This window comes from Phytopseudomonas straminea (genome assembly GCF_900112645.1).
Taxonomy (GTDB): domain Bacteria; phylum Pseudomonadota; class Gammaproteobacteria; order Pseudomonadales; family Pseudomonadaceae; genus Aquipseudomonas; species Aquipseudomonas straminea.
Map to the genome: position 1 here is coordinate 360,098 of NZ_FOMO01000002.1, position 25,166 is coordinate 385,263.

The 25,166-nt window shown below is 63.5% G+C and carries 24 protein-coding genes; 15 read left to right on the forward strand and 9 right to left on the reverse strand.

Annotated features, from left to right (window positions below; genetic code table 11):
* Nucleotides 1-173: 173 nt before the first annotated feature.
* The 4 genes from BM279_RS05835 to BM279_RS05850 all read right to left on the reverse strand — a co-directional run bounded on the left by BM279_RS05835 (nucleotide 174) and on the right by BM279_RS05850 (nucleotide 4,511).
* Complete coding sequence (locus BM279_RS05835) at nucleotides 174-1,502, reverse strand: dicarboxylate/amino acid:cation symporter (RefSeq protein WP_093501838.1); 1,329 nt, start codon at nucleotides 1,500-1,502, stop codon at nucleotides 174-176.
* A 282-nt stretch (nucleotides 1,503-1,784) separates the two neighbouring features.
* Nucleotides 1,785-3,161 carry an ATP-binding protein gene (locus BM279_RS05840; RefSeq protein WP_093501840.1) on the reverse strand — a complete coding sequence of 459 codons (1,377 nt, stop codon included), beginning with the start codon at nucleotides 3,159-3,161 and terminating at the stop codon, nucleotides 1,785-1,787.
* A complete protein-coding gene (locus BM279_RS05845; RefSeq protein WP_093501842.1) occupies nucleotides 3,152-3,829 on the reverse strand; it encodes a response regulator in 678 nt (225 codons plus the stop codon). The genes BM279_RS05840 and BM279_RS05845 overlap by 10 nt, the downstream gene beginning before the upstream one ends.
* A gap of 73 nt (nucleotides 3,830-3,902) precedes the next feature.
* Complete coding sequence (locus BM279_RS05850) at nucleotides 3,903-4,511, reverse strand: outer membrane protein (RefSeq protein WP_093501844.1); 609 nt, start codon at nucleotides 4,509-4,511, stop codon at nucleotides 3,903-3,905.
* Nucleotides 4,512-4,723: 212 nt separating this feature from the next.
* Here BM279_RS05850 and BM279_RS05855 point away from each other — a divergent pair, with 212 nt between their 5' ends.
* The 6 genes from BM279_RS05855 to BM279_RS05880 all read left to right on the forward strand — a co-directional run bounded on the left by BM279_RS05855 (nucleotide 4,724) and on the right by BM279_RS05880 (nucleotide 12,437).
* Entirely contained in the window at nucleotides 4,724-5,446 is a 723-nt protein-coding gene (locus BM279_RS05855; RefSeq protein ID WP_093501846.1) for a 4'-phosphopantetheinyl transferase family protein, read from the forward strand.
* 273 nt (nucleotides 5,447-5,719) lie between these two features.
* Nucleotides 5,720-7,009, forward strand: a complete 1,290-nt coding sequence (locus BM279_RS05860; protein ID WP_093501848.1) for a M18 family aminopeptidase — start codon at nucleotides 5,720-5,722, stop codon at nucleotides 7,007-7,009.
* Between the two features lie 7 nt (nucleotides 7,010-7,016).
* Nucleotides 7,017-7,604, forward strand: coding sequence for a D-sedoheptulose 7-phosphate isomerase (lpcA, locus tag BM279_RS05865; RefSeq protein ID WP_093501850.1), 588 nt, complete (start codon nucleotides 7,017-7,019; stop codon nucleotides 7,602-7,604).
* Between the two features lie 109 nt (nucleotides 7,605-7,713).
* Nucleotides 7,714-9,831 (forward strand): mechanosensitive ion channel family protein, encoded by a 2,118-nt coding sequence (locus BM279_RS05870; RefSeq protein WP_093502518.1) that lies wholly within the window; start codon nucleotides 7,714-7,716, stop codon nucleotides 9,829-9,831.
* Nucleotides 9,832-9,936: 105 nt separating this feature from the next.
* A complete protein-coding gene (locus tag BM279_RS05875) occupies nucleotides 9,937-10,533 on the forward strand; it encodes a LemA family protein (protein ID WP_093501852.1) in 597 nt (198 codons plus the stop codon).
* A gap of 17 nt (nucleotides 10,534-10,550) precedes the next feature.
* Complete coding sequence (locus BM279_RS05880) at nucleotides 10,551-12,437, forward strand: M48 family metallopeptidase (RefSeq protein WP_093501854.1); 1,887 nt, start codon at nucleotides 10,551-10,553, stop codon at nucleotides 12,435-12,437.
* Nucleotides 12,438-12,531: 94 nt separating this feature from the next.
* Here the strand turns inward: BM279_RS05880 and BM279_RS05885 are convergent, their stop codons facing one another.
* Entirely contained in the window at nucleotides 12,532-13,410 is an 879-nt protein-coding gene (locus BM279_RS05885) for a CAP domain-containing protein (protein ID WP_093501856.1), read from the reverse strand.
* A gap of 108 nt (nucleotides 13,411-13,518) precedes the next feature.
* Between BM279_RS05885 and stpA the strand changes: the two genes are divergently transcribed.
* From stpA to BM279_RS05905, 4 genes are all read left to right on the forward strand, one after another.
* Nucleotides 13,519-14,787, forward strand: coding sequence for a glucosylglycerol 3-phosphatase (gene stpA / locus BM279_RS05890; protein WP_244154124.1), 1,269 nt, complete (start codon nucleotides 13,519-13,521; stop codon nucleotides 14,785-14,787).
* Nucleotides 14,788-14,873: 86 nt separating this feature from the next.
* Nucleotides 14,874-15,770: a bestrophin family protein gene (locus tag BM279_RS05895; RefSeq protein WP_093501858.1), complete on the forward strand. Its 897-nt coding sequence runs from the start codon at nucleotides 14,874-14,876 to the stop codon at nucleotides 15,768-15,770.
* A gap of 470 nt (nucleotides 15,771-16,240) precedes the next feature.
* A complete protein-coding gene (locus BM279_RS05900; RefSeq protein WP_093501860.1) occupies nucleotides 16,241-16,567 on the forward strand; it encodes a hypothetical protein in 327 nt (108 codons plus the stop codon).
* A gap of 156 nt (nucleotides 16,568-16,723) precedes the next feature.
* Nucleotides 16,724-17,290, forward strand: a complete 567-nt coding sequence (locus BM279_RS05905; protein WP_093501862.1) for an MFS transporter permease — start codon at nucleotides 16,724-16,726, stop codon at nucleotides 17,288-17,290.
* Nucleotides 17,291-17,340: 50 nt separating this feature from the next.
* On the opposite strand, the gene BM279_RS05910 is transcribed toward BM279_RS05905, so the two are convergent.
* Together BM279_RS05910 and BM279_RS05915 are read right to left on the reverse strand one after the other, a co-directional pair.
* Nucleotides 17,341-18,399: a DUF2167 domain-containing protein gene (locus BM279_RS05910; protein ID WP_093501864.1), complete on the reverse strand. Its 1,059-nt coding sequence runs from the start codon at nucleotides 18,397-18,399 to the stop codon at nucleotides 17,341-17,343.
* 107 nt (nucleotides 18,400-18,506) lie between these two features.
* Nucleotides 18,507-18,770, reverse strand: a complete 264-nt coding sequence (locus tag BM279_RS05915) for a DUF2798 domain-containing protein (protein WP_093501866.1) — start codon at nucleotides 18,768-18,770, stop codon at nucleotides 18,507-18,509.
* Between the two features lie 148 nt (nucleotides 18,771-18,918).
* On the opposite strand from BM279_RS05915, the gene BM279_RS05920 reads away from it, so the two are divergent.
* From BM279_RS05920 to BM279_RS05935, 4 genes are all read left to right on the forward strand, one after another.
* Entirely contained in the window at nucleotides 18,919-19,863 is a 945-nt protein-coding gene (locus tag BM279_RS05920) for a LysR family transcriptional regulator (protein ID WP_093501868.1), read from the forward strand.
* Between the two features lie 54 nt (nucleotides 19,864-19,917).
* Nucleotides 19,918-20,199, forward strand: a complete 282-nt coding sequence (locus BM279_RS05925; RefSeq protein ID WP_070886824.1) for a peptidylprolyl isomerase — start codon at nucleotides 19,918-19,920, stop codon at nucleotides 20,197-20,199.
* A gap of 134 nt (nucleotides 20,200-20,333) precedes the next feature.
* Nucleotides 20,334-21,476, forward strand: coding sequence for a zinc-binding metallopeptidase family protein (locus tag BM279_RS05930; RefSeq protein WP_093501870.1), 1,143 nt, complete (start codon nucleotides 20,334-20,336; stop codon nucleotides 21,474-21,476).
* A gap of 39 nt (nucleotides 21,477-21,515) precedes the next feature.
* On the forward strand, nucleotides 21,516-21,932 hold the full coding sequence (locus BM279_RS05935) for a GFA family protein (protein ID WP_093501872.1): 417 nt from the start codon (nucleotides 21,516-21,518) through the stop codon (nucleotides 21,930-21,932).
* 1 nt (nucleotide 21,933) lies between these two features.
* On the opposite strand, the gene BM279_RS05940 is transcribed toward BM279_RS05935, so the two are convergent.
* A complete protein-coding gene (locus BM279_RS05940; protein ID WP_093501874.1) occupies nucleotides 21,934-22,755 on the reverse strand; it encodes an inositol monophosphatase family protein in 822 nt (273 codons plus the stop codon).
* A gap of 99 nt (nucleotides 22,756-22,854) precedes the next feature.
* On the opposite strand from BM279_RS05940, the gene BM279_RS05945 reads away from it, so the two are divergent.
* Entirely contained in the window at nucleotides 22,855-23,589 is a 735-nt protein-coding gene (locus BM279_RS05945) for a sulfite exporter TauE/SafE family protein (RefSeq protein WP_093501876.1), read from the forward strand.
* A gap of 5 nt (nucleotides 23,590-23,594) precedes the next feature.
* On the opposite strand, the gene dgt is transcribed toward BM279_RS05945, so the two are convergent.
* Nucleotides 23,595-25,061: a dGTPase gene (dgt, locus tag BM279_RS05950; protein WP_093501878.1), complete on the reverse strand. Its 1,467-nt coding sequence runs from the start codon at nucleotides 25,059-25,061 to the stop codon at nucleotides 23,595-23,597.
* Nucleotides 25,062-25,166: the final 105 nt, after the last annotated feature.

The window sequence follows — 25,166 nt, forward strand, 5'->3', positions numbered from 1 at the left end:
CGATCACGCGAAGCGCTACCCGCCTGGTAATGCTCCTGCCGAACCCTGCCCCGCTCAATAGAACAGGTGACCTAAAGGCGACGTGCCAGCCCAGTTTCATGCACCCATAAAAAAGCCCGCCACAAGGGCGGGCCAGGTGACCCTCCCTGCCGGGAAGGTCGACGACATTGCTATCAGGACACCTTGCCAGCGTTGTCGGCAGGTACAGCCACCACGTCCGGACGACCACCGGAAGCCAGCTCGCGCTGCAGGGTGTCTTCGTCCAGCTCCTTGCACCACTTGGCGACCACGATGGTGGCGACGCCGTTACCGACTAGGTTGGTCAGCGCGCGGGCTTCGGACATGAAACGGTCGATACCCAGGATCAGCGCCAGGCCGGCAACCGGCAGGTGGCCGACGGCAGACAGGGTGGCGGCCAGAACGATGAAGCCGCTACCGGTCACGCCAGCAGCACCCTTGGAAGCAACCAGCAGCACCAGCAGCAGAGTGATCTGGTGGGTGATGTCCATCGGGGTATCGGTAGCCTGGGCGATGAACACCGCGGCCATGGTCAGGTAGATCGAGGTACCGTCGAGGTTGAAGGAGTAGCCAGTCGGGATTACCAGACCAACGACCGACTTCTTGGCACCGAGCTTTTCCATCTTGGTCAGCATGCGTGGCAGGGCCGACTCCGACGACGAAGTACCCAGCACGATCATCAGCTCTTCGCGGATGTAGCGAATCAGGCGCAGAACGCTGAAACCGTGAGCACGGCAGATACCGCCCAGTACCACGAGCACGAAGAAGAAGCAGGTGATGTAGAAGCACAGCATCAGTTGGCCCAACTGCACCAGCGAGCCGACACCGTACTGACCGATGGTGAAGGCCATGGCACCGAAGGCACCGAGGGGAGCGAGCTTCATGATCATGTTGATGATGCCGAACATGACGTGGGCGATGCGATCGATGAACTCGAGCACCGGGCGACCGAACTCACCCATGCGCTGCAGAGCGAAGGCAAAGATCACCGAGAAGAACAGCACCTGCAGGATGTCGCCGTTGGCGAACGCGCCGACCACGGTTGCCGGAATCACGTTAAGGATGAAGCCGATGGTGGTCTGCGCTTCACCAGCCTGGGCATAGGCGGCGATTTTGCTGGCATCCAGCGTGCTCGGATCGACGTGCATGCCGACGCCCGGCTGCACGACGTTGACCACGACCAGACCGATGATCAGGGCAATGGTGGAGACGATTTCGAAATACAGCAGCGCGTAGCCGCCGGTCTTGCCGACTGCCTTCATGTCCTGCATGCCGGCGATGCCGCTGACGACGGTGCAGAAGATGATGGGTGCGATGACCATCTTGATGAGCTTGACGAAGCCATCGCCTAGCGGCTTGAGGGCGACGCCCGTTTCAGGATAGAAGTGACCGAGGAGAATGCCGATGGTGATAGCAGCCAGCACTTGGACATAGAGCATTTTGTAGAACGGTTGACGGACAACTTCATGCGTTGTGGCAGTCATGGTGAATCCTCTCGGGTGCGGCAATGACATCCTGCGACGTCCGCACCACCTTTCTTGTTTAGGCGCCAACCCTCCTGACCTGGAGGGATTTGTTATAGGGCGCTCTCGCGACCTTGACGCTGCAAAAGCAAGCGCCATGCCACACAGGAAATATCCGGATAAACCTTTGACTGGCGTGGGTTTTAGCAAAGATTTCGGCCGGCCTGGCGCGGCCGATGGCGGTTTTCCGCACGGGCACTCAGGCGAGCGTGGCGGATTCCCACCAAAACGGTGGACTGGCGCTCAGATCCGTACCCGAAACGCCGCCCCACCGAGCTCGGACTCTTCGAGAAATAGCTCACCTTCGTAGCTTTCTATGATGTCCTTGACCACAGCGGTACCGATGCCCTGCCCTGGATGCTGGGTGTCCAGACGCTCGCCGCGGCGCAGGATGCGCTCGCGTTGATCGACCGGAACGCCTGGGCCATCGTCCTCGACGCACAGCTCGCAGGTGCCGCCTTCGATAAGAGCGCCGATGCGCACCTGCCCCAGGCACAGGCGGTAGGCGTTTTCCAGCAGGTTGCCGAGCAGTTCGAGCAGTGCTGCACGCTCCATGGGAATTTCAAGCCAGGCATCGAACTGGCGCTGCACACTGACCTGTTTGCCGCGATAGACCTTGTCGAGGGCGTCGCAGAGGTTGTCCACCACCCCGGCAAGCGGCACCCGGTGGCGCACCAGGCCGCTCTTGCGCAGGCTGGCGCGCTGCAGCTGATAGCCGATCTGCTGGCTCATGCGCTCGATCTGCCCCTGCAGGATCTGCGACTGCTCGCGGTTCTGCGGCCGGGTGGCGATCACCTCGGCTGCGCCCTGCAGCACCGACAAAGGGGTCTTCAGGCTGTGCGCCAGGTCATCTAGGGAATGGCGGTAGCGCTCGCGCTGCTGGCGTTCACTGTCCAGCAGGCGGTTCAGCGAGCCGGTCAGGCGCAGCAGCTCGCGCGGATGCTCATCGCTCAGGCGTTCGCGCAGGCCGCCCTCCACTTCGTCCAGCTCTTCACGCAACCCGCGCAGGCTGCGAAAGCCCCAGGTCAGGCCGAACCACAGCAGCCCCAGAAGCAGCAGCAGCGCACCGCCGAGCCACAGGTAGAGTTGCTTGGTGAAATCCCGGTACAGCGCCAGGGTGTCGCTGGCCGGCTGCAGGGTGACGATACTGAACGCCGCACTCTGCCCGCGTAGCAGCTTGATCTCCACATCATAGAGGTAGAACTCGCGGCCCTGACGGTCCTCTACACGCAGAAGCTCATCGCCGCGGCCGTCGTAGCTGGGCAGGTAGGACAGGGAAATATCGCGGGTAGAAGGCGACTGCCACAGCAGCGTGCCGTCCCGGTCGTAGATGAAGCCCAGTAATTGGGCATCCGGCAGGTCGAACTCCTCGTCGGGCAGCTTGATGGGCATGCGCAGCTTGCCATCGTCGGTGCGGGCAGCGGATATCAGCGCGCCGGTGTCGGCGGCCAAGCGTTTCTCGACGGATTTTTCCAGGGCGATCAGAAAGGCGCCCTGCAAGGTTGGTAGCAACGCCGCCATGAACAGCACGGCGATAACCGTACTGCCGAGCATCAGGCGCAGGCGTAGCGAGGAAATCCAACGCGCCTTGAGTTGCGCGAAACCTCGGGTCACCGGCATCTCTCGGTGAACAGATAGCCCTGGCCGCGCACCGTTTCGATCGGTTTGAAGCCGTTGCAGCTTTCCAGCTTGCGACGCAGGCGACCGACCAGCACTTCGATCACGTTGGGATCGCGCTCCTCATCATCGGGATACAGCTGTTCGATCAGGCGTTCCTTGGGCACCACCTGCTGGTGGTGACGCATCAGGTATTCAAGGATGCGGTACTCGTAAGCGGTCAGGCCCATGCCATTCCCCTCGATCAGCGCCTGCTTGCGGTTCATGTCGAGCAGCAGCGGGCCTGCTTCGATGGTCGACTGAATGAAGCCGGAAGAGCGGCGCAGCAGCGCATTGAGGCGCGCCTCGAGTTCCTCGAACTGAAAGGGCTTGACCACGTAATCGTCGGCGCCCGAGGCCAGGCCTTCGACCTTGTCCTGCCAGTTGCCGCGGGCAGTGAGAATCAGAATGGGAAAGGTCTTGTCGCGGCTGCGCAACTGACGGATCAGGTCCAGCCCGCTGATGCCTGGCAGACCAAGATCGATCACCGCCAGATCATGATGGTATTCATCGACGCGATACAGGGCTTCCTCGGCGTTAGCGACCGCGTCCACCACGTGGCCTTGTTCGCCGAGTCGGGTATACAGATGGTGGCGCAGCAGCGCCTCATCCTCCACGACCAGCAATTTCATCGTTGCATGTCCTCTTCATCATGAATGAAGTCGGGTCGCCCATCGGACGACCCGGACTCTCTACAGACAAGACTTAGAACTTGTAGTTGGCACCCAGATACCACTGACCACTGCTATGCAGATCGAGCGAGCCGACCTTGCCTTCGCCGTGCGGTGCGAATTCGGTGCTGGCGTTGGTGCGCAGGTAACGGTAGCCACCTTCGATGGAGGCGTTTTCGTTGACTTCCTGCAGCAGGCCCGCCTGCAAGCCGGCAGCATACCCGACATTGCTGTCACGCGAGACACCAGAGCTGTTCTGCTCCAGTTTGACGAGGCCCAGGGTGCCACCGCCGAACAGCTTGGTGCCGTTCTCGTTCAGCGGCAGGAAGGCATCGTAGCTGCCGAGCAGGTTCTGCTGACGCAGCTTGAGGCCATTGTTGCTGCCGGAGATGTATTCGTAGGTGCCGTAATAACGGCCGGCATCATTTTGCTGACCGGCGCGGATACCCCAGGTGCTTTCGTTGTTGATGACGCTGTCGAAGTTCGGGTTGCCCAGGTTGGCATTGAGCGCGTCGGACTTCTGGATGTTGTTGCTGGTCTGGCCCCAGGTGAATCCGGCGAAGTTGTTGTCGGCATGAGCGGTGGCTGCAGCGCCGAATACCAGGGAAGTTGCCAGAGCCAGTTTGGTCAGAGTCGCTTTCATGGAGATGCCTCTCGAATGGCAGTGGGTTAATGAAAAACTCGAGAATCATCCTGCCTGCCAGCCACTGAACCCTTCCTGAACCCTCGCTGAACCTCACCTGAACGATGGGTCTGATCCGACTACTGCCTTGTACACGTTCATTTGCAGCAGTCAGATGACCAGCCCAGCAGTGCTACCTATCCGGCTGGTAAGCAGCCGGCCGGCGCGGCAGAATGCCGGCCATGATTGAGACTCACCTGCCCCGCTGCTGCAGCCCTTTAGACGATCATTGGCCGTTCACGCAGCCACTGGCCGGCGTACAGTTGATCAGCACCCATTTCGATCCCGGCCGACTCGACGAAGGTGATTACACCGCCGCTGGTGTGCCGCTGGTGCGCGGCGTTGCCAAGCGCCAGGCCGAGCATCTGGCCGGGCGTGTATGCGCGCGCGAAGCGCTGTATCGAGTCACCGGCGTGGCCAGCGTGCCGGCGGTCGGCGAAGACCGGGCGCCGCAATGGCCGGCACAGGTCAGTGGGTCAATCACCCATGGCCAGGGCTGGGCCGCCGCCATCGTCGCGCCCGCACGGCATTGGCGAGGGCTGGGCCTGGACGTCGAGCGGCTGCTGTCTAGCGAGCGCGCCGAGCGGCTGGTGGGCGAGATTCTCACCGCCGATGAGCTGGTGCGGATAGCCGATTTGAGCCCAGAGCAGCGCGCCTGGCGGATCAGCCTGACCTTCTCGCTCAAGGAGAGCCTGTTCAAGGCGCTCTATCCGCTGGTGCTCACGCGCTTCTATTTTCAGGATGCCGAGCTTCTCAGCCTCGACACAGCTCAGCAAACCGCGCGGTTGCGCCTGATTATCGACCTTGGCGAAGAATGGCCGGCCGGTAGCGAGCTAGGGGGTTACTACGCGGAGCTGGACGGGCAGATCCTGAGCCTGTTGGCCATCGCGGCGTAGGCAGGGCTGGCTGCGCCCACCCTACGAAGCAGGTCCGGCAAGTACCGAGCCTCACCCTGTGGGAGCGCGCCATGCGCGCGACATCTCGCACACGGGCCTTAGGATGGGCCGGGCCGCATAGGCGCAAGCCCATCAATATGCCCTGGCCCGCACCGCTCCTGGTTGTCATTTCGCTCGGCGCCGGGCTACCAAGCGCATGCCGCCGGCAAGGAAACGCCAACAGCGCCGCGGGCAAATCCGATAAACTCGGCACATTGCCGTCCGGAGTGCCCCATGCGCGAAGAATTGAATCAAGGCCTGCTCGACTTTCTCAACGCCTCCCCTACACCGTTTCATGCCACCAGCAGCCTGGCAATGCGCCTCGAAGCCGCTGGTTACCGCCAGCTCGACGAGCGCGCGCTTTGGTACACCGAAGCCGGTGGCCGTTATTACGTGACCCGCAATGATTCCTCGATCATCGCCTTCAAGCTCGGCACCCGCTCGCCGGTCGAAGGCGGCGTGCGCCTGGTTGGCGCCCATACCGACAGCCCTTGCCTGCGCGTCAAGCCCAACCCGGAGCTGGAGCGTCAGGGTTACTTCCAGCTCGGCGTCGAGGTCTACGGCGGCGCGCTGCTGGCCCCCTGGTTCGACCGCGACCTGTCATTGGCCGGCCGCGTCACTTACCGCCGCGACGGCAAGGTGGAAAGCGCGCTGATCGACTTCTACCAGCCGATCGCCGTGATTCCCAGCCTGGCCATCCACCTCAACCGCGAGGCCAATCAGGGCTGGGCGATCAATGCGCAGAACGAGCTGCCACCGATCCTCGCCCAGCTGGCTGGCGCCGAGGGTGCCGACTTCCGCGCCCTGCTCAGCGAGCAGCTGGCGATGGAGCACGATTTCAACGCCGATGCGGTGCTCGACTACGAGCTGAGCTTTTACGACACCCAGAGCGCCGCCGTGGTGGGCTTGAACCAGGATTTCATCGCCAGTGCGCGTCTGGACAATCTGCTGTCCTGCTACGCCGGCCTGCAGGCGTTGCTCGACGCCGGTGACGAGGAAACCTGCGTGCTGGTCTGCACCGACCACGAAGAGGTCGGCTCCAGCTCGGCGTGCGGCGCCGATGGCCCGATGCTCGAGCAGGTGCTGCGCCGCGTGCTGCCCCAGGGTGACGACTTCGTGCGTACCATCCAGCGTTCGCTGCTGGTGTCGGCCGACAACGCCCATGGCGTGCACCCCAACTACGAAGCCAAGCACGACGGCAATCATGGGCCCAAGCTCAATGCTGGCCCGGTGATCAAGATCAACAGCAACCAGCGCTACGCCACCAATAGCGAAACCGCCGGTTTCTTCCGCCACCTGTGCCTGGAAAACGAAGTGCCGGTACAGAGCTTCGTGACCCGCAGCGACATGGGTTGCGGCTCGACCATCGGCCCGATCACCGCCAGCCAGCTCGGTGTGCGTACCGTGGATATCGGTCTGCCGACCTTCGCCATGCACTCGATTCGCGAACTGGCCGGCAGCCAGGACCTGGCGCACCTGGTGAAAGTGCTGGGCGCCTTCTACAACAGCCATGACCTGCCCTGAGGCGACCATGATCGAACATATCCGCAATAGCCTGATCGAAGCCCAGCGCGCCCTCGACGCCTTCATCGGCAACGAGCAGACGCTGGCCAATATCGAGCGCGCCGGCGACCTGCTGGTGAGCAGTTTCGAGGCCAAGGGCAAAGTGTTTTCCTGCGGCAACGGTGGCTCGATGTGCGATGCCATGCACTTCGCCGAGGAACTCACCGGACGCTATCGCAAGAACCGCCCGGGCATCGCCGCGGTGTCGATCAGCGACGCCAGCCATATCAGTTGCGTGGCCAACGACTTCGGTTACGACCATATCTTCTCGCGCTACGTGGAATCCCACGGCCGCGAGGGCGATGTGCTGCTGGCCATCAGCACCAGTGGCAAGAGTCCCAACGTGGTCAAGGCCGCCGAAGCGGCCAAGTCACTGGGCATCAAGGTCATCGCCCTGACCGGCAAGCCTGGTTCGCTGCTGGAAAGCCTGGCTGACGTGTGCATCTGTGCGCCGGGCGGCGATTTCGCCGACCGCACCCAGGAGCTGCACATCAAGGTCATCCATATCCTCATCGAGCTGGTCGAGCGCCGTCTCAGCCCGGAAAACTACGCCTGAGCCCGGGGCGGCGTCGCTCGGCGCCGCCCCGGCACTCACCCGCGTGACGGAGAATTCGCGCGTGATCCGCTTCCACGCCCTGCTGCATCCCTTGCTTTTGCTGTTCCTGATGATGCTGGCCTGCTCCTCTGCCCAGGCGGCGGGCATCCCCACGCTGTTCGGCAACACCGGCAACGCCAGCAATACGCAGCCCCAGGCGGATCAGCCGCTGGATCGCTCACTGGATGAAGTGATCCAGTCCCTGGAAAACGACAAGCAGCGTGCGCAGCTGCTCAATGACCTGAAAACCCTGCGCGACACCACCCAGAAGGCCCAACCCGAAAGCCGCGACGGCGTACTGGGGCTGATCGGCAACGCACTGACGGACATCGAAAGCCAGTTCTCGGGCGAACAAAGCCCGCTAGCGCGCTGGCAGCTGGAGCTGTCGCGCAGCCGCAGCGAGCTGGCGGCGCTACTGCCCGAAGCCGGCGAGCGCCTGGCGCTGATCAGCAATTTCGCCTTGATCATCGGCGTGTGGAGCCTGCTGGCCTTCGGGCTACGGGCGCTCAGCCACCAGGTACGCCTGCGCTTCGGCCTGGCCGAGGAGCTGCCGCAGAACCCGCGCCCCACAGATCTCTTGCGCTTCGCCCTGCGCAAACTCGGCCCCTGGTTCGCTGCGCTATTGATCACCGGCTACCTGAGCTACGTGCTACCGGCTTCCCTGGGCCGCGATCTGGCCATGGTGCTGGCCTATGCGCTGGTGGTCGGCACCTGCTTCTCGGCGATCTGCGTGATCGCCTTCTCATTGCTCGACGGCCCGCACCGGCGCACCGCCCTGAACATCCTGCGCCGCCGCGCCTTTCGCCCGTTGTGGCTGATCGGCAGCTTCGCCGCCTTTGGCGAGGCGCTCAACGATCCGCGCCTGGTCGCCAGCCTCGGCGGCAACCTGGCACACACCACGGCGACGCTGACCAACGTGCTGGCGGCCTTGTGCACCGGCCTGTTCATCATCCGCTTCCGCCGCCCCATCGCCCACCTGATGCGCAACCAGCCCCTGGCGCGACGCCTGCGCCAGCGTGGCATCAGCGAGACCGTGGAACTGCTCGGCAGCTTCTGGTACCTGCCGGCCCTGGCCCTGGTAGCGATTTCCCTGGCAGCAACCTTCGTATCGGCCGGCGACACCAGCACGGCGTTTCGCCAGTCGCTTATGTGCACCGTGCTGCTGGTCACCTGCATGGTCATCAACGGTCTGATCCGCCGGCGGCTGTTCAAGCCCCGCTCGCGCCACCGCCGGCATGCCGCCTACTTCGAGCGCTTTCGCAACTTCTTCCACACCATGCTCAGCCTGGCTGTGTGGCTGGTGTTTTTCGAACTGGGCCTGCGTGTGTGGGGGCTATCGCTGATCGGTTTCGCCGAGGGCGGCGGGCACGAAATCAGTCTCAAGCTGGTCGGCCTGGGCGCTACCCTGGCCTGTGGCTGGCTGGTGTGGATTCTTGCCGACACCGCGGTGCATCACGCCCTGACCCGCTCGCGCAAGGGGCAGACCAACGCCCGCGCGCAGACCATGATGCCGCTGATCCGCAACGTACTGTTCGTCAGCATCTTCATCATCGCGGCCATCGTCGCCCTGGCCAACATGGGCGTGAACGTCACCCCGCTGCTGGCCGGTGCCGGGGTGATCGGCCTGGCCATCGGCTTCGGTGCGCAGTCGCTGGTGGCCGACCTGATCACCGGCCTGTTCATCATCATCGAAGACTCCCTGGCCATCGACGACTATGTCGACGTCGGCGGCCATCTGGGCACCGTCGAGGGCCTGACCATCCGCACCGTGCGCCTGCGCGACATCGACGGCATCGTGCACACCATCCCGTTCAGCGAGATCAAGAGCATCAAGAACTACTCGCGCGAGTTCGGCTACGCCATCTTCCGCGTCGCGGTGCCCCACGACATGAACATCGACGACGCCATCAAGCTGTTGCGCGAAGTGGCCACCGAACTGCGCAACGACACGTTGATGCGTCGCAACATCTGGTCGCCCCTGGAAATCCAGGGCGTGGAGAGCTTCGAGTCCGGCAACGCGGTGCTGCGCGCGCGCTTCAAGACCGCGCCGATACGCCAGTGGGAGGTGTCGCGGGCCTTCAACCTGGCGCTCAAGCGCCATCTGGACGAGTCCGGCTTGAGCCTGGCCACGCCGCGCCTGACCGTGCAGATGCTGGCGCTCGCCCCGAACAAGGGCGACGGACAGTAACCGGAACCACCGCACATCCAGGCAGGCCCGGCAGCCATGGCACGCCCGACACGATGCACTTTCCGTTACCATGCGGCAACGTTTACCAACCGATAGGGACATCTCATGGATATCTCAACCCTTATCATCATCGCCGTACTGGTCGTGGTGGTTTTCTACGTGATCAGCGTCTACAACCGACTCGTCGCCCTGCGCAATCGCTACCAGAACGGCTTCGCGCAGATCGAAGTGCAACTCAAGCGCCGCTACGACCTGATCCCCAACCTGGTGGAAACCGCCAAGGCCTATCTGTCCCATGAGCGCGAAACCCTGGAAGCGGTGATCGCGGCGCGCAACGGCGCGGTTGACGGCCTCAAGCAGGCCTCGCAGAACCCGGGCGATGCCCGGAGCATGAATCTGCTGGCCAATGCCGAAGGCGCGCTGAAGAACGCCATGGGCCGCCTCAATGTGACGGTCGAGGCCTACCCGGACCTCAAAGCCTCGCAGAACATGCAGCAGCTCAGCGAAGAGCTGTCCAGCACCGAGAACAAGGTGGCCTTTGCCCGCCAGGCCTACAACGATGCGGTCACCGCTTATAACGCTTACCGCCAGAGCTTCCCGCCAGTGGTGCTGGCCGGTGCCTTCGGCCATGGCAGCGATGCTGCCCTGCTGGAGTTCGCCGACAGCGCGGCGATTCAGGACGCACCAAAAGTCTCCTTCTGAGTACAGGGGCCTAGCGGATGGATTTCTTCGAGCATCAGGATCGGGCCCGGCGTAATACCTCACGCCTGGTGATCCTGCTGATTCTGGCGGTTGTGACTCTGGTGGTCAGTACCACCCTGGTGATCGCCATCGCCTGGCAGGTCTACCAATACGGCAACTACGGCCTACAGGCGATGAGCAGGGAACTTCTGCTCAGCGTGGCCGCGGTGGTGGTCGGCGTGGTGCTGCTGGGCTGGGCATTCAAGGCGTCACAGCTCAGTGCCGGCGGCAAGGTGGTGGCCGAGCGCCTCGGCGGGCGCCTGCTCAACCTCAAGCCCGAAGGTATGCGCGAGCAACGGGTGCTCAACGTGGTGGAGGAAATGGCCCTGGCCGCCGGTGTTCCGGTGCCGCCCGTCTACCTGCTTGAAGAGCCTGCCATCAACGCCTTCGCCGCCGGCTTGCGACCTGAGAACGCAGTGATCGGCATCACCCGTGGTGCCATTGAACGGCTCAACCGCGATGAGCTGCAGGGCGTGATCGCCCACGAATTCAGCCACATCCTGCACGGCGACATGCGCCTCAATACTCGCCTGGTGGCGGTGCTGCATGGCATTCTGCTACTGGGTTTGATCGGCGAGCTGCTGATGCGCGGCGTCGGCAACAGTGGCGCCACTCGCACCTCCAGCCGCTCCGATGACAAGGGCCGCGGCAACGTCGTGGCGCTGGTCATGGTGGTAGGCCTGGCATTGCTGGTGATCGGCTACGCCGGCACCTTTTTCGGCAACCTGATCAAGGCCGCGGTCAGCCGCCAGCGCGAGTTTCTCGCCGACGCCTCGGCCGTGCAGTACACCCGCAACCCCAGCGGCATCGCCGGTGCTCTCAAGAAACTCGGCCGCGGTTCGCGCCTGGAAGCCAGCCATGCCGCCGAGTACAGCCATATGTACTTCGGCCAGGGCCTGGCATTGAGCAAGATGATGGCCACCCACCCACCGCTGGAAGAGCGCATTCGCCGTATCGACCCTCACTGGAACGGCGTGGTGCTGGGCGATGAAGTGTTCGAAGCACCTACCAAGCCCGCCGTGCCTCAACAACCGGCTACCGCAAACTTCAGCGCCGCCGCGGCGAGCGCGGCCATCGCCAGCATCGGCGACCCCCACCCCCTGCACCTGGAAGAAGCGCGTGAAAGCCTTGCGCAGATTGATGATCGTCTGCGCGACGCCGCCCACGATCCCCACGGTGCACTGACGATTCTCTACGGCCTGCTGCTCGGCCCGGACCAGGCCACACGCCAGCAACGCTTCGGCTGGATGCAGGCCAACCTGCCACCGCTGTTGGCCGACCGTCTGCAGGAACTGGCCGAGCCGCTGCAGCAGTTGCCCGCCGGGCGTCGCCTGCCGCTGCTGGAGCTGGCCATCCCCGCGCTCAAGCAACTCGAGCCACAGGATTTCGTCAGTCTCAAGCGCGATATCGGCACCCTGCTGATCAGCACCGGGCAATTGGGCTTCATGGAGTGGGCGCTGCTACGCATCGTCGAGCGCAACCTGGGCATGCAGCGCCCCGTGCAGGGTCGTCTGCCGCTGGCCGCGCTGGGCAATGAAAGCTGCGTACTGCTGGCAGCCCTGGCGCGAGCCGGCAATACCAGCGAGCAGGCCGCCGACGAAGCCTTCCAGGCCGCCTGGAGCACCCTGCCATTCACCGACCGGCCCTTTGCCGAACAGCGCCAAGCGGGGATCAACGAACTGAACGATGCGCTCAACCGCCTTAACCAGATGCGGCCACTGCAGAAGCCGCAGCTGCTCAAGGCCATGGCCCGCTGCATCGAGCACGACGGACGCATCAGTGCCGGTGAAGCGGAGCTGATGCGCGCAGTGGCCGACACCCTGGATTGCCCGATGCCGCCGCTGTTGAGTGATCGTCAGATCTGACGATCAACAAGAAACCGGTATTGGCAGCGGCTCCCACAAGTGATGGCCAGGCGTAGATTCGCGCTAACCACCGCCGCCAGATCGCCAAGCCCACCTAAAGCCCAGAACGCCCCACCGCCCCAAACACCTGAGTCCAGTAGATGGTAGCCTGGCTCTGCGGGTTGCTGGCGTAGGCCGCGCCCATTTCCCGGAAGTCCGGGTTCATCAGGTTGTAGCAGTGCGACGGGCTGGCGAGCCAGCCCTCGACCACCTGCTGGGCGCGCCCCTGGCCGGCAGCGATGTTCTCACCGATCACCGTCCAGTCGTAGCCTGCGGCAGTGGCGCGGGCGCCGACCAGGCTGCGGTCGCTGCCCTGGTGGCTGAACAGGCTGTTCATCGCCATGTCGCGACTGTGGGCCAGGGCGGCCTGACCCAGGGCATCGTTCCAGGTCAGCGGCTCGGCGGCATCGAAGGGCTGGTCGCCACATTGCCGTGCCGTACCACGGGCCTTGTTGACAGCCGCCAGAATCGCCTTGCCCTCCTCCTGCCAGTCGCCAAGGCGCGCCGGCAACAGCGCGCGGCCGAGCACCACCTGCCAACTGTTGCCCTCGTGGCGCACGCCGATATCAGCGAACTGCGCATCCTGCAGTTGCTTGCAGTAAGACTGCTGCAGCATGGTCATGGCCGCTTGCGGCGTATTCGGGCCGGTGACGCGGATCAGTTGCACGGCTTCAGCCTGGTAGCCGGCCTGCTGCAGCGCCTGCTGCAGCTGCTCGGAAGAATTGACCTGCTGCGCGGCCAAGCGCCGATCCGGCGCCAGCGGGCCAGCAGCTGGGCTGGCTTGCCCGCCACAGCCCTGCCCCGCCTCACGATAGGTGTTGATCAATTTGGCCAGTTGGTCGGCTTCATCGCCCATCGCAGTCCCCGCGGCACTCGCGCAAAGCAGCAGCGCTGCCGTAACGATTTGCCGAACCCGCTTGGGTGAATCACTCATCCGTGCATCCTCTCGATCCGCTCTGCCAATCTGATGATGGACAACCGCCTGAGCCAAATGCTTCAGGCAATCGCCCCATCGGGTAAAACCGCGTTAGACTCGGGCGCCATGATTGTGACCGAAACCGCTTACTCGCTCGACCCTTCTACGCTGCTCGACAGCCTCATCAGCACCGAAAACCTGCTGATCATCCAGGATCTGGATGGTGTGTGCATGGACCTGGTGCGCGATCCCCTCACCCGCACGCTGAACCCCGCCTACCTGCAGGCCGCTCGCGACCTGGATGGTCATTTCCAGGTGCTGACCAATGGCGAACATATCGGTAGCCGCGGTGTGAACAGCCTGGTCGAGCGTGCCCTCGGCTCGGCGCAACGTTGCCAGGAACAGGGTCTCTACCTGCCCGGGCTGGCAGCTGGTGGCGTACAGCTGCAGGATCGCCATGGGCGCCTCTCCCGCCCGGGCGTAAGCGACCAGGAGTTGGCGTTTCTAGCCGCCGTACCCGTCTGGCTCAGCGAAGCGCTGCAAAGCCTGCTGCGACAGGCACCCTACAGGCTGGCGGATCGCGATATCGAGCCTCTATTGGCCAGCAGCGTGCTAGACAACCCGGTATCGCCGACGCTCAACCTCAACGCCTTCCATCATCACTGGCAGGAGCGGCCGGATCTCTATGCGCGCCTGCAAACCGATAGCGCCGCGCTCCTGCAGCAATTGCTCGACAAGGCCGCCGCCCAGGGTTTGGCGCAGTCATTCTTCGTGCACTACGCACCCAACCTTGGCCGTAATGCCGAGGGTCGCGAACGCCTGCGCCCAGCGCAAGGCACAGCAGCCGGCACCACCGATCTGCAACTGATGCTGCGCGGCTCCATCAAGGAAGCCGGCGTGCTGGTGATCCTCAATCGCTATTACGGCCAGCGCACCGGCGTCTATCCGCTGGGCGAAGCGTTCAACGTGCGCCAGGCGCCGACCAGCCTAGAGGCGCTGCTGCAGTTGGCGGTCGAACGCTTCGAACCGCAGCACATGCCCCGTCTGGTCGGCGTTGGCGATACCCTGACCAGCACCGCCGTCACGGCTGACGATGGCAGCACCCAGTGGCTGCGCGGCGGCAGCGACCGTGGCTTTCTTACCCTGGTGCAGCAACTGGGCGAGGCATTCGGGCAGGACAACCGCGTGCTGTACATCGACAGCAGCCGGGGCGAAGTGCAGCGCCCCGGCATGGATGCCGCCTATCTGCGAGCCCACCCGAGCGAGCCCTGGCCGGCGCTGGCAGGCATCACCGATGCCGAGGATCCGCTGCGCCTGGACACCCTCTTCGCCGGCGGGCCGCGCCAGTACGTCGAACTCTTCTGCGCGCTGGCCAGTGCGCGCCAGCACGGCTGATTGGCGGCACCTGGCGAACCTTTCCACCGGCCCCACGTCCGAACCTCTGCGCTTTCGCATTCCTTGCCCGCGGAGAACTCCACGTGATGAATTCCTTCAACCGGGGTTATCGCTACCTGCTCAAGACCTTCGGCTACGTCGGCTGGTCGCTGTTCTGGCTGCTGATCTGGGACATCATCGTCACGGTCGACTACATGCTGTTTCTCGACCGCAAGATCAGCCTGCCAACCATGCCGCTGACCCTGCTCGGTTCGGCGCTGGTGGTGCTGATCAGCTTTCGTAACACCAGCGCCTACAACCGCTGGTGGGAGGCGCGCACCATCTGGGGTGCACTGATCAACAGCTCGCGCAGCTTCGCCCGCCAGGTGCTGACCCTGATCGACGATAAGGATGACGGCAATCCGGTCAAGGCTGCTCTTTTGCGCCGCCACGTAGCCTACGTGCGTTGCCTGTCCGCCAGCCTGCGCAACCAGCCCTGCGATGACGAAGTGCGTGCCTTCGTGTCCGCCGAGGAATTCGATCGGCGCGGCACCACCAACAATTTCCCCAACGACATCCTCAACGGCTCGGCGGCCATCATCGCCAGCGAGTACAAGGCCGGTCGCCTGGACAGCATCCGCCTGGCGCGCCTGGAAACCACGCTGGTCGATGTGTCCAACTGCCAGGGCGGCCTGGAGCGCATCGCCAATACCCCGCTGCCCTACCCCTATGTGTACTTCCCGCGGCTGTTCATCACCCTGTTCTGCGTGATCGTGCCCATCGGTCTGGTCGAGACTCTGGAGTGGTACACACCGCTGGCCTCGACCGTGGTCGGCTTCATGCTGCTGGCCATCGAGCGGGTCGGTAGCGACCTGCAGAGCCCGTTCCAGGTAAGCGAGCACCAGATCCAGATGGACGCGCTGTGCGAGACCATCGAGAAGAACCTCGAATCGATGCAGCGTGATGCCCAGCGCGAGCGCGACGGGCGCCTCTTCGCCGGTTGACCGGAGGGTCATTTTTCGGCGTACCAGACGCTTCGCAGAGGCTTTAAAGATTTCTTGTAGTGGTAAAAATAAATCACTACAAAAGTATTGACGGTCCCTTTGCGCTTTTGCATGATGAGCTCGCCTCCCCTGATGGGAGCCCTGACAAGGGCACTTGGGCGAGCTCGGTAATACCAGCCGAGCGTTCCACGATATGTACTGCCCACAAGGCAGATTGATGAAGTCGAGCGTCCTGCAAGGACGAGAGCGTTAGCGAGACGTTGTCATGATGCCTGTGGCTGATCAGTCGATCTCCCGCATCCGATCCCGTCTTCGCCACACTCTCCCCCGCATCCTCGACCTCGGTTAGCCGCCACGGCGTAGCGATATTCACACATCACTACACGCTGGTCGGCAGCACTCAAACGCCACAGGCATTGACGGCCGCGCTCAAGCGGTCGCCCTAGACAGAGAATGAAGGGGTAAGCGCCATGAACCTGAATCAGCAACCGACTATCGACGAACTCGCTCAACTGTTCTCCCAGCACAAGGACAGTCTGCACAACCACATCCTGTGGGTCTGCGAAACCGGCGAAGTCCGTATCGACCGTGTACCGGCGGACCAGCCGGAGGACGAATTCGTCAACCAGCGCCCCAACATGCGCACCCGCCTGCGCACTTACCGCCGCGGCCAGGGCTACGTCGGCCGCCGCGCCGCGGCTGACCGGGACTTCATCGGCAACGTGCTGCGCACCCTGCAGCACGACTGGGCCCGCCCGCGCGCCCAGAAGCAGGAACTGCTCGACACCTACTGCTGAGCACCTTACCCGGTGGGCCGCCATGGCCCACCTTCCAAGGCTCGTGTCACGCCACATTCTGGAAATACCCGGTAAAATCTCTCGCGCTCCTGGAGGAGCCGTTCGCCTGGCGAACGCCTAGCCATAGCACTCAGAAAGTGCCTGCGAGACACCAGAATGGACAATATCTATCAGACCCCAAGCGCCGATCTCCTGCCCCATGAGCGCGCCAGCGACACCTTTTTCGTCACCTCTACCCGCAAGCTGTACCTGCTGTACTTCTTCACCCTCGGTTTCTACTCGATCTACTGGGCGTACAAGCACTGGGATCGCCAGCGGGCCACCATGTTGCCGAAGAAGATCAGCCCCGCCGCGCGCTCGATCTTTCATATCTTCTTCATCCATTCGCTATGCCGACTGATCCAGAGCCAGCTGCAGGCCAAGGGTCTTGGCGAGTGGAAATACGCCGCCGTCGCCTGGACGTACATCATCATGGTCTTCGTCGGTAACGGCCTCTCCCGCGTTGAGAGTTTCGGCCATCCGATACTGGACATCGTGCTGCTGATCGCGGCGACCTTGGTCACAGCCTGGCCGCTGGCAACCATCCAGCAACAGGCCAACCTGGCCAGCGGTGACAGCGCCAGCGAGCAGAACAGCCGTTTCAGCCTGGCCAACTGGCTGTGCATGCTACCCGGCATCCTGCTCTGGCTGTTCATCGCCATCGCGATGTTCCTGCCCGAATGACATGAAAAAGCCCCGGTCGATGCCGGGGCTTTTTCATTCTGACGACGGCGTTACTTGTGCTTGTCGTCAGGCGTGTTGTTCAGATCCATCACGCTGGACACCTTCGGCGGCACCTCGTTCGGCGCCGGCTCGGCCGGGGCCTGCGGCTGCACTTGGGGCTCGACCGGCGCTGACTGCGCCTCGGACTTCTTGCCGGTGATGCGGCGCCATACCCAGCCGATCAGCAGCACGGGCAGGATCCACAGCTTTTTCAGCAACACCAGGGCCGCGGCGAACAGGCCGACCTTGGCAGCCGCCTTGCCGGCAATCAGCGCGCCAAGGCCGTAGGCGGCGACCTTGTCGAGGTCCGGGTTGAAGTCGGCGTAACGGTTACCGTCATTGAAATCGGTCATCGCCAGGACCGCGGGCACGTTCTGCTCGATCTGCGGCAGCTGGTGCATACCGGCGATGAAGTTCAGCACCAGTACGCCCTTACGGCCCAGCACGCGGATGTTGTAGTTGAGGGTGTGCTCGTCGCTGTCGCCGAACTTCACTTCCTTGGCCCAGTGCAGCTTCTTGCCCTCGGCATCGTAGTGCGGTGCCGAGGCCCAGCCGACGATGGAGACCGGCTCGTAACCGTTTTCAGCGCGCCACTTGTTGTCCTCTTTGGCGCTCTCCTGCAGATCCTTGAGCATGTCGTTGTAGTCAATGTCGGCAGCGTCCTCGTCGGACACGTAGCCGCTTTCCTCGTACTCGACGGTCACCGCCCAGGACTCCTCGGCCAGCGGCGAAACGCCCTTGGGCAGGATCATGCCCAGCGGCGGCTTCTCGTCCGGCGGGTTGCCCCAGGCCTGGACCAGCACGCGCTCGGCGTCGTCGCCGTCCAGGAACACCATGTTGTCCGGCAGATTGAGGGTCGCCAGATTGCCGCCCAACACCACCTTGCCGCTGCGGAAATTGAGGCTGTCGAGAAACTGCTCCTCGCTCATGTACTCGCTTTCGTCTGCCTCGACGGGGCTTTGCTGAGCGGCACTTTCCTGGGCATCCGAAGCTTGCGGCGCCTGGTCGGCCCAGCTCAGCGGGACGGCGGTGGCCAGCAGGCCGGCCAATAACAACTCCTTGTAGTACATCTGCAACTCCATGGGATCGGCTGAATTCGGATGTGACAGCCTACCATCCATCACGGAATCATTTGGTAACGCTTCGTCATTTTTGGATACATCTCACACTCCGCGCATCAGCTTTTCACCGTCAATTTGACCAGGCGCACCACTACCGGCCGAACGGCCATCACGCAGACGAACGCTACGGGCATGGCCAGCCGATAGGCTTCCAGCACCGCACTCAGGTAACCGTCACTCAAGCCGCGATTGGTCGCGGTGATCACCAGGCACATGAGAAAAGCCATAATCCCGGACATAAAGAAGGCGAAAGCAATCGGCGAGAGCTTGGCCGGCAGCTTCCAGCTGGTGCGGGTGGTATTCAGGGTCGAATCGGGCAATGGAAAAATCCTTATCAGGTAGCGGTGTAGAGCCAGGGGTGGCGAGGCGGCGATTATCGACGCGCCGCATTGCCCCGAGTAGCCGCCCACAGGTAAGGTCAGTTCCAAGCAAACCTTATCAATCCAGCTACCAATAGAAAGCTCGACTATGGATACCCTGCGCGGCATCGAGAGTTTCGTGAAGGCGGTGGAGAGCGGCAGCATTGCCGCGGGCGCGCGTCTGTTGGGCATCAGCGCGGCGGCAGCCAGCCAGAACATCGCACGACTAGAAGCGTCTCTGGGCATTCGCCTGCTGACCCGCACCACCCGCAGTCTGGCCCTGACCGAAAGTGGCGAGCTGTATTTCAGCCAGGTCCGCAACGTGCTGCGTGATCTGGAGCTGGCGCGCAGCAACGCCACGCTGCAGCACGACCAGCCCCAGGGCCGCCTGCGCATCGCCTCTAGCGCCGCCTTTGGCCGGTATGTGCTGGCGGCAATGCTGCCGGCCTTCGCCGCCCGCTACCCGCGCATCGCCTGTGAACTCAGCACCACCGACCGCAGCGTCAACCACATTCAGGAATCGGTGGATATCAGCATCCGTATTCCCCAACAGCTTGAAGACGGCCTGGTGGCCCGACATATCGCCAGCGTGCCGTCGATCTACTGCGCCTCGCCGGCTTATCTGCAGAAAGCCGGCACGCCTCGCGCGCCCGAACAACTCAGCCAGCACGATTGCCTGGCCTTCAAGGTCGCGGTGGATGGACGGTTAATGCCCTGGCGCTTCGTGCGCGACGGCGTGCGTTTCGACGCGCCGCTTCGCGTGGCGCTGGTCAGTGACGACATCGACGTGCTGGCCAGGGTGGCGGTCAATGGCGGCGGCATCACCCGCCTAGCGGCCTTCGTCGCCGAGCCGCTGCTGGCGAGCGGGCAGTTGTTACCGCTGTTCGGGGTGCCCGAAGACGCTGGCAGCCAGGCGCTGATCGAGCCGCTGGACTATTACCTGTGCGTGCGCGACCGCGTTGATCTGACGCCCAAGGTGCGCGCCTTCATCGAGCATGTGGTGCAAAGCCTGCGCGAAGACTGGCACCCTCGAACGGCAACGCACTCGATTTGACTCATGGGGCCAATCCGGTAGGCTCGGCAGCTCATTTGAACGGAGTGTTTCCCCATGGCCAAAGCCACTGCCCGCCACATCCTGGTTGCCACCGAAGAGAAGTGCAACGAACTGAAAGCTGCCATCGAAGGCGGTGCCGATTTCGCCCAGGTCGCCAAAGACAACTCCAGCTGCCCGTCCAGCCGTGACGGCGGCAATCTGGGCTCGTTCGGCCCGGGCCAGATGGTCAAGGAATTCGACACCGTGGTATTCAGCGCCCCGGTCAACGTGGTGCAGGGTCCGGTGAAGACCCAGTTCGGCTACCACCTGCTTGAAGTGACCAGCCGCCAGGACTGATTCACACCCCCCGCCTGGTGCCGCCCGGTGCCAGGCTTCTCTCCACTCCCCGCCCCCTCTCGCCGAAAACCCTGAACCGCCGCCCCTGCACGCCACTCTATCGCTGCGGTAGTCAGCATGGGTGAGGCCTTCGCATGAACCGGTTCTTCCAGGCCCTTGGCCTACGCATTGGCGACTCAGCCATCCAATCCCGCTCGCCCAGCCAGAAAGCCCTTGGCAAATGCACCTGCGGCCAGCCCATCTTCTTTCGCAACAGCCAGTGCCTGGCCTGCCAGTCGCCGCTGGGCTACGAGCCCGAGCGCGGCCAGGTGGTCACGCTGCACGCCGGTGAAGGCCCGCACAGCTGGCGAATCGACGGAGATACCCGGCGCTACAGGCGCTGCGCCAATCTGCACAGCGCCGCCGGCTGCAACTGGCTGCTGCCGCACAACAGCGCGGGCGAGCTGTGCATCGCCTGCCAGCTCAACCGCACCATTCCCGACCTGTCGATATCCGGCAACGAGCAGCGCTGGGCGCGCCTGGAAATCGCCAAGCGCCGCCTGGTGGCGCAACTACTCAATCTGGGTTTGCCGCTGATCAGCAAGCACCAGGATACCGAACGCGGCCTGGCCTTCGACTTTCTTGGCCCGGACCTCAGCGGCCAACCGCCGGTGACCGGTCACGCCCGCGGTCTGATCACCCTGAACATCGCCGAGGCGGATGACGACGTGCGCGAACAGACGCGCATTCAGCTGCACGAGCCTTATCGCACCCTGCTCGGTCACTTCCGCCACGAAGTCGGCCACTACTACTGGGATCGGCTGGTCGCCGGTACACCCTGGCTGAACGGCTACCGCCGGCTGTTCGGCGATGAGCGCGCCGACTACGGCGCCGCGCTGCAACGCCACTACGAACAGGGCGCACCAGCCGACTGGCAGGAATCGTTCGTCAGTGCCTACGCCACCATGCATCCCTGGGAAGACTGGGCGGAAACCTGGGCCCATTACCTGCACATGATGGACACCCTGGACACCGCTCTGAGCTTCGGCATGCGCGCCGGCGACGTGGAACTGGAGTTCCGACCGTTCACCGGCGCTGCGCTGTCAGACCCGCACGACCCGAAGGCCGACGAGTTCCTGCGCTTCATCAATGCCTGGATCGAACTGGCCGCTATGCTCAACGAGCTGGCGCGCAGCATGGGCCACAAGGATCTCTATCCATTCGTGCTTTCTGCGGCGGTGGTCGGCAAGCTGCAGTTCATCCACCAGGTCGTCGAGGCGGCCTCCCCTGTCACCTGAGGCTGGCAAGCGCACCGGCCGCGTTCAAGGAGCACGTCCATGGCTAATCTCGATCGACATGGCAGTTGCCTGTGTGGCGCCGTCACCCTGACCTTGCGTATCGCCAGCCCCAGCGTCAGCGCCTGCCACTGCGCGACCTGCCGCAAATGGGGCGGCGGCCCGCTGCTGGTCGCCGAAGGCGAACTGGCGCAGCTCAGTGGAGAGCAGCAGGTGCGCATCCACGACTCGTCGGAGTGGGCCCAGCGGGGCTTCTGCGGCCAATGCGGCACCCACCTGTTCTATCGTCTGAAAAGCAACGGCCACCATGCAGTGCCGGTGGGCCTGCTCGATGACCACGGTGACTGGCAGTTCGACAGCCAGATCTTCGTCGAATCCAGACCACCCTATTACTGCTTCGCCAATCAGACCCGCGAACTGACCGGCGAGCAGGTGTTCGCCGAGTTCAACCCGGACTGAATCAGGGCGCTTCCAGAGACGGCCCGACCAGTACCGACAGCTGTTCGTAAACGCCGGGCGCCGCCACCAGATAGGGATTGCCGGCGAGCAAACCGTCGCCACGCAGGAAGTCGTTGCTGCGCCCGCCGGCCTCGCGCACCAGTACCAGGCCAGCCAAGCAGTCCCAGCTTTTCAGGTGGGTTTCGTAGTAGCCGATCAGCCGGCCGGCGGCGACGTAGGCGGTCATCAGCGAACCGGAGCCGTTGCGCACGAACATACCGCCGGTATCGAGCAGGCCGTGCAGAAATGGCAGAAAGTGTTCCTTGCCAGGGCGATGGGTGGTGCCAACGCCGACCAAGCCCTCGCACAAATGCCCGGCGCCATGGGCCTGTAACGGCGTGTCGTTGACGAAGGCGCCGCGTCCGACGAAGCCATGAAACAGCTCGCCGTGATTGGGATCGGCAATGGCGCCAAGCAACGGCTCGCCGTCCACCAGCAGGCCAATGGACACGCACCAGTTGTGCAGGCCGTTGAGAAAGCACGCCGTGCCGTCGATGGGATCGATCACCCAGATGCAGCGCGCTTGCAGGCCGGCGCTACCGCCCTCTTCGCCGACCACGCCGTCTTCCGGAAAATGCTCGGCCAGTTCGCCGCGAATAAATGCCTCGACCTGCTGATCGGCGATGCTCACCACATCCTGCAGATCGCCGTCCTTGTGCTCTACAGTGAGGTCGCTGCGCCGCACGTAGAAGGTCATGGCCCGTTCGGCAGCTTCCAGCGCCACCCGTTTGGCGAAGGTATAGCGGGCATCGAGATCGAGACTGGGGTGCTGGAAATCGGGCATGAGACAGACGCTCCTGAATAGGCTGATGATGCTCGGCTGGCTTGCGAGGCAGCGGCGACAGCCTCTACGCTGCGCATTCGCTGAAAGAGCCCTCCTGCAATGACCCTCGCTGACCTGCTGTTGTTCGCCATTCCTGCGGTCTTTCTCACCGGCCTGTCCAAGGGCGGCTTCGGCGGTGCGCTGGGCGGCATCGCCGTGCCCCTGCTGGCCCTGGCCACCTCGCCGATGCAGGCGGTGGCAGTGATGCTGCCGATCCTCTGCCTGGCCGACGTGGTCGGGCTCAAGGCCTACTGGGGCAAGTGGGACGTGGCCAACCTCAAGGTCATGCTGCCCGGCGCGGTGATCGGCATCGTCATCGGTTCGCTGACCTTCGGGCTGCTCAACGAGAATCTGATTGGTCTGTTGATCGGCCTGATCGCCATTTCCTTCGTGATGCTGGGGCTGCTCAAGAGCGACCCGGCGCCGCGACCGCTGCAACCCAGGCGCGGCCTGGCGCTGTCCTCGGTGGCAGGTTTCACCAGCTTCGTCGCCCACGCCGGCGGACCGCCAGTGATGATGCACCTGCTGCCCCAGCAGCTGGAAAAACTGCGCTACGTGGCCACCATCAATATGTTCTTCCTGCTCACCAACGCCATGAAGCTGATCCCCTACACCTGGCTTGGTCAGTTCAGCCAGGAGAACCTACTGCTCAGCCTGATGCTCGCGCCCATCGTGCCGCTCGGTGTATGGACGGGCCTGTGGCTGCAGTCACGGATCAACCACACCTGGTTTTACCGCATCGCCCGGCTGGGCATGCTGCTGGCCGGACTGCAGTTGGTCTGGAAGAACACCTGACGCACTTAAAGCGCAGACAGCGTGCGGTATTCGTCATGGGCATGCTGATCGGTCATGCCACTAATGAAATCCTGCACCAATCGGCACCGGTGGTAGAACTCCCAGGCGGCACGATCCGCTTCGCCGCACTCACGTACAGCCTGGCGATAGGCCTTGATCAGTTGGCTTGGCAGGCGGCGCACCAGCATCTGCAGATAGGCCTCGCGGCGGCAGTTGCCTTCGGTCAGCTCGACAAAGGTCTGCGCATCCACCCGTAGCAGCGCACCGTAGCTGTCCAGCAGGCCCTGAATGATCCGGTGCCCCTGCAACTGCAGGGTTTCCACCTCGCGGTGACAGAACACCCGCGCCATGGCCACGTCCTTGAAGGTCTGCACGATGGCGTGAGGCAGGCTGTCGTCTTCGATCAGCGCGCGGTCCAGGGTGCCGGCGTGAACCGCGTCGATATTGTCGATGAACTGCCGCGCCGCGTGCTGCACCAGCGGGTGGATCATGCTGACGCGCAACTTGACGAAGAATTCGCCGGCCTTGTTGATCTCTTCCTGGTGATAGCGCTCGAGAGCTTGCTCGACCAGCCCCCGGAATGACTGCTTGGAGCCGGGAATCGGAGTGTCCGGGGATTTCAGCTTCTCGAACGTGGACACCAGCAGCGGCGCCAGTTCGGTCACGGTGAGGATGCCCTTCTCCACCGAATCCTCGATATCGGCCAGGCAATAGGAGATGTCGTCGGCGGCCTCCATGATGTACGCCACCGGATGACGGGTCCCCGGCGCCTGACCCAACGCCTGCTGCAGTTCGGCGACAAAATATTCTTCGGACAGATAGAAGCCGGGCTTCTTGTTCAGGTAGGCACCGGCCGTGCCCTTGCCGGGCCTGGGCTGGTAGGCCGGGCGCAAGTATTTAAGCAAGCCGGCGGTCTGGGTGTAGGTCAGGCGTAGGCGCTGCAGATTGACCACCAGTCGCACCGCCTGGGCGTTGCCTTCGAAATTGCGCAGGTCGGCGCGCATGCGGGCTTGCAGATCAGGATTGGCCTGGTGCTGCGGCACGGCCACGGCGAACAGCCCATCCAGAGCCCGCTCGAACCACTCGCCAATGGCGAACTCACCGAAATGCCCGAATGGCGGGTTGCCGATGTCGTGCATCAGGCAGGTCATTTCCACCAGGCTTTCCAGAGCGCCTTGCAAGTCGTCCAGGCCGTAGTCCGCAGCCCGCTCGCCGAGCTGGGCGTACAGCGTGCGGACGATGAAGCGCCCGGTCTGCTGGACTTCCATGGAATGGGTCAGGCGGCTGCGCACCGCCGCGTTGCGCTCGAGGGGAAACACCTGGGTGCGTTGCTGCAGACGGCGAATGGCCGCGGAGTTGATGATCCGCCCGCGGTCGCTTTCGAAGGCATAGAGCAGATCGACATCGCCGCCAGCCTGATCGCCAGGGCGCAACGCGCAAATTCGCTGTTTGAAGTTCACCGCTGCTGGCATCCTCGGGCTCTCGATCAGGCATACAAGCCGCGAGCCTAACGCGCAGCGCTCGGTTTACCAAGCACCTGGCGGCAGGGACAATAAGCGCTTTGCTCCGCGAGACAG

Coding starts and splice junctions, on each gene's coding strand:
- BM279_RS05875 (WP_093501852.1), top strand. CDS start 9,937: ATGGATATCTCAACCCTTATCATCATCGCCGTACTGGTCGTGGTGGTT.
- BM279_RS05900 (WP_093501860.1), top strand. CDS start 16,241: ATGAACCTGAATCAGCAACCGACTATCGACGAACTCGCTCAACTGTTC.
- BM279_RS05850 (WP_093501844.1), bottom strand. CDS start 4,511: ATGAAAGCGACTCTGACCAAACTGGCTCTGGCAACTTCCCTGGTATTC.
- BM279_RS05945 (WP_093501876.1), top strand. CDS start 22,855: ATGACCCTCGCTGACCTGCTGTTGTTCGCCATTCCTGCGGTCTTTCTC.
- lpcA (WP_093501850.1), top strand. CDS start 7,017: ATGATCGAACATATCCGCAATAGCCTGATCGAAGCCCAGCGCGCCCTC.
- BM279_RS05940 (WP_093501874.1), bottom strand. CDS start 22,755: ATGCCCGATTTCCAGCACCCCAGTCTCGATCTCGATGCCCGCTATACC.
- BM279_RS05835 (WP_093501838.1), bottom strand. CDS start 1,502: ATGACTGCCACAACGCATGAAGTTGTCCGTCAACCGTTCTACAAAATG.
- BM279_RS05930 (WP_093501870.1), top strand. CDS start 20,334: ATGAACCGGTTCTTCCAGGCCCTTGGCCTACGCATTGGCGACTCAGCC.
- BM279_RS05920 (WP_093501868.1), top strand. CDS start 18,919: ATGGATACCCTGCGCGGCATCGAGAGTTTCGTGAAGGCGGTGGAGAGC.
- BM279_RS05935 (WP_093501872.1), top strand. CDS start 21,516: ATGGCTAATCTCGATCGACATGGCAGTTGCCTGTGTGGCGCCGTCACC.
- BM279_RS05860 (WP_093501848.1), top strand. CDS start 5,720: ATGCGCGAAGAATTGAATCAAGGCCTGCTCGACTTTCTCAACGCCTCC.
- BM279_RS05905 (WP_093501862.1), top strand. CDS start 16,724: ATGGACAATATCTATCAGACCCCAAGCGCCGATCTCCTGCCCCATGAG.
- BM279_RS05910 (WP_093501864.1), bottom strand. CDS start 18,399: ATGTACTACAAGGAGTTGTTATTGGCCGGCCTGCTGGCCACCGCCGTC.
- BM279_RS05845 (WP_093501842.1), bottom strand. CDS start 3,829: ATGAAATTGCTGGTCGTGGAGGATGAGGCGCTGCTGCGCCACCATCTG.
- BM279_RS05895 (WP_093501858.1), top strand. CDS start 14,874: ATGAATTCCTTCAACCGGGGTTATCGCTACCTGCTCAAGACCTTCGGC.
- BM279_RS05880 (WP_093501854.1), top strand. CDS start 10,551: ATGGATTTCTTCGAGCATCAGGATCGGGCCCGGCGTAATACCTCACGC.
- stpA (WP_244154124.1), top strand. CDS start 13,519: ATGATTGTGACCGAAACCGCTTACTCGCTCGACCCTTCTACGCTGCTC.
- BM279_RS05925 (WP_070886824.1), top strand. CDS start 19,918: ATGGCCAAAGCCACTGCCCGCCACATCCTGGTTGCCACCGAAGAGAAG.
- dgt (WP_093501878.1), bottom strand. CDS start 25,061: ATGCCAGCAGCGGTGAACTTCAAACAGCGAATTTGCGCGTTGCGCCCT.
- BM279_RS05855 (WP_093501846.1), top strand. CDS start 4,724: ATGCCGGCCATGATTGAGACTCACCTGCCCCGCTGCTGCAGCCCTTTA.
- BM279_RS05870 (WP_093502518.1), top strand. CDS start 7,714: ATGATGCTGGCCTGCTCCTCTGCCCAGGCGGCGGGCATCCCCACGCTG.
- BM279_RS05840 (WP_093501840.1), bottom strand. CDS start 3,161: ATGCCGGTGACCCGAGGTTTCGCGCAACTCAAGGCGCGTTGGATTTCC.
- BM279_RS05885 (WP_093501856.1), bottom strand. CDS start 13,410: ATGAGTGATTCACCCAAGCGGGTTCGGCAAATCGTTACGGCAGCGCTG.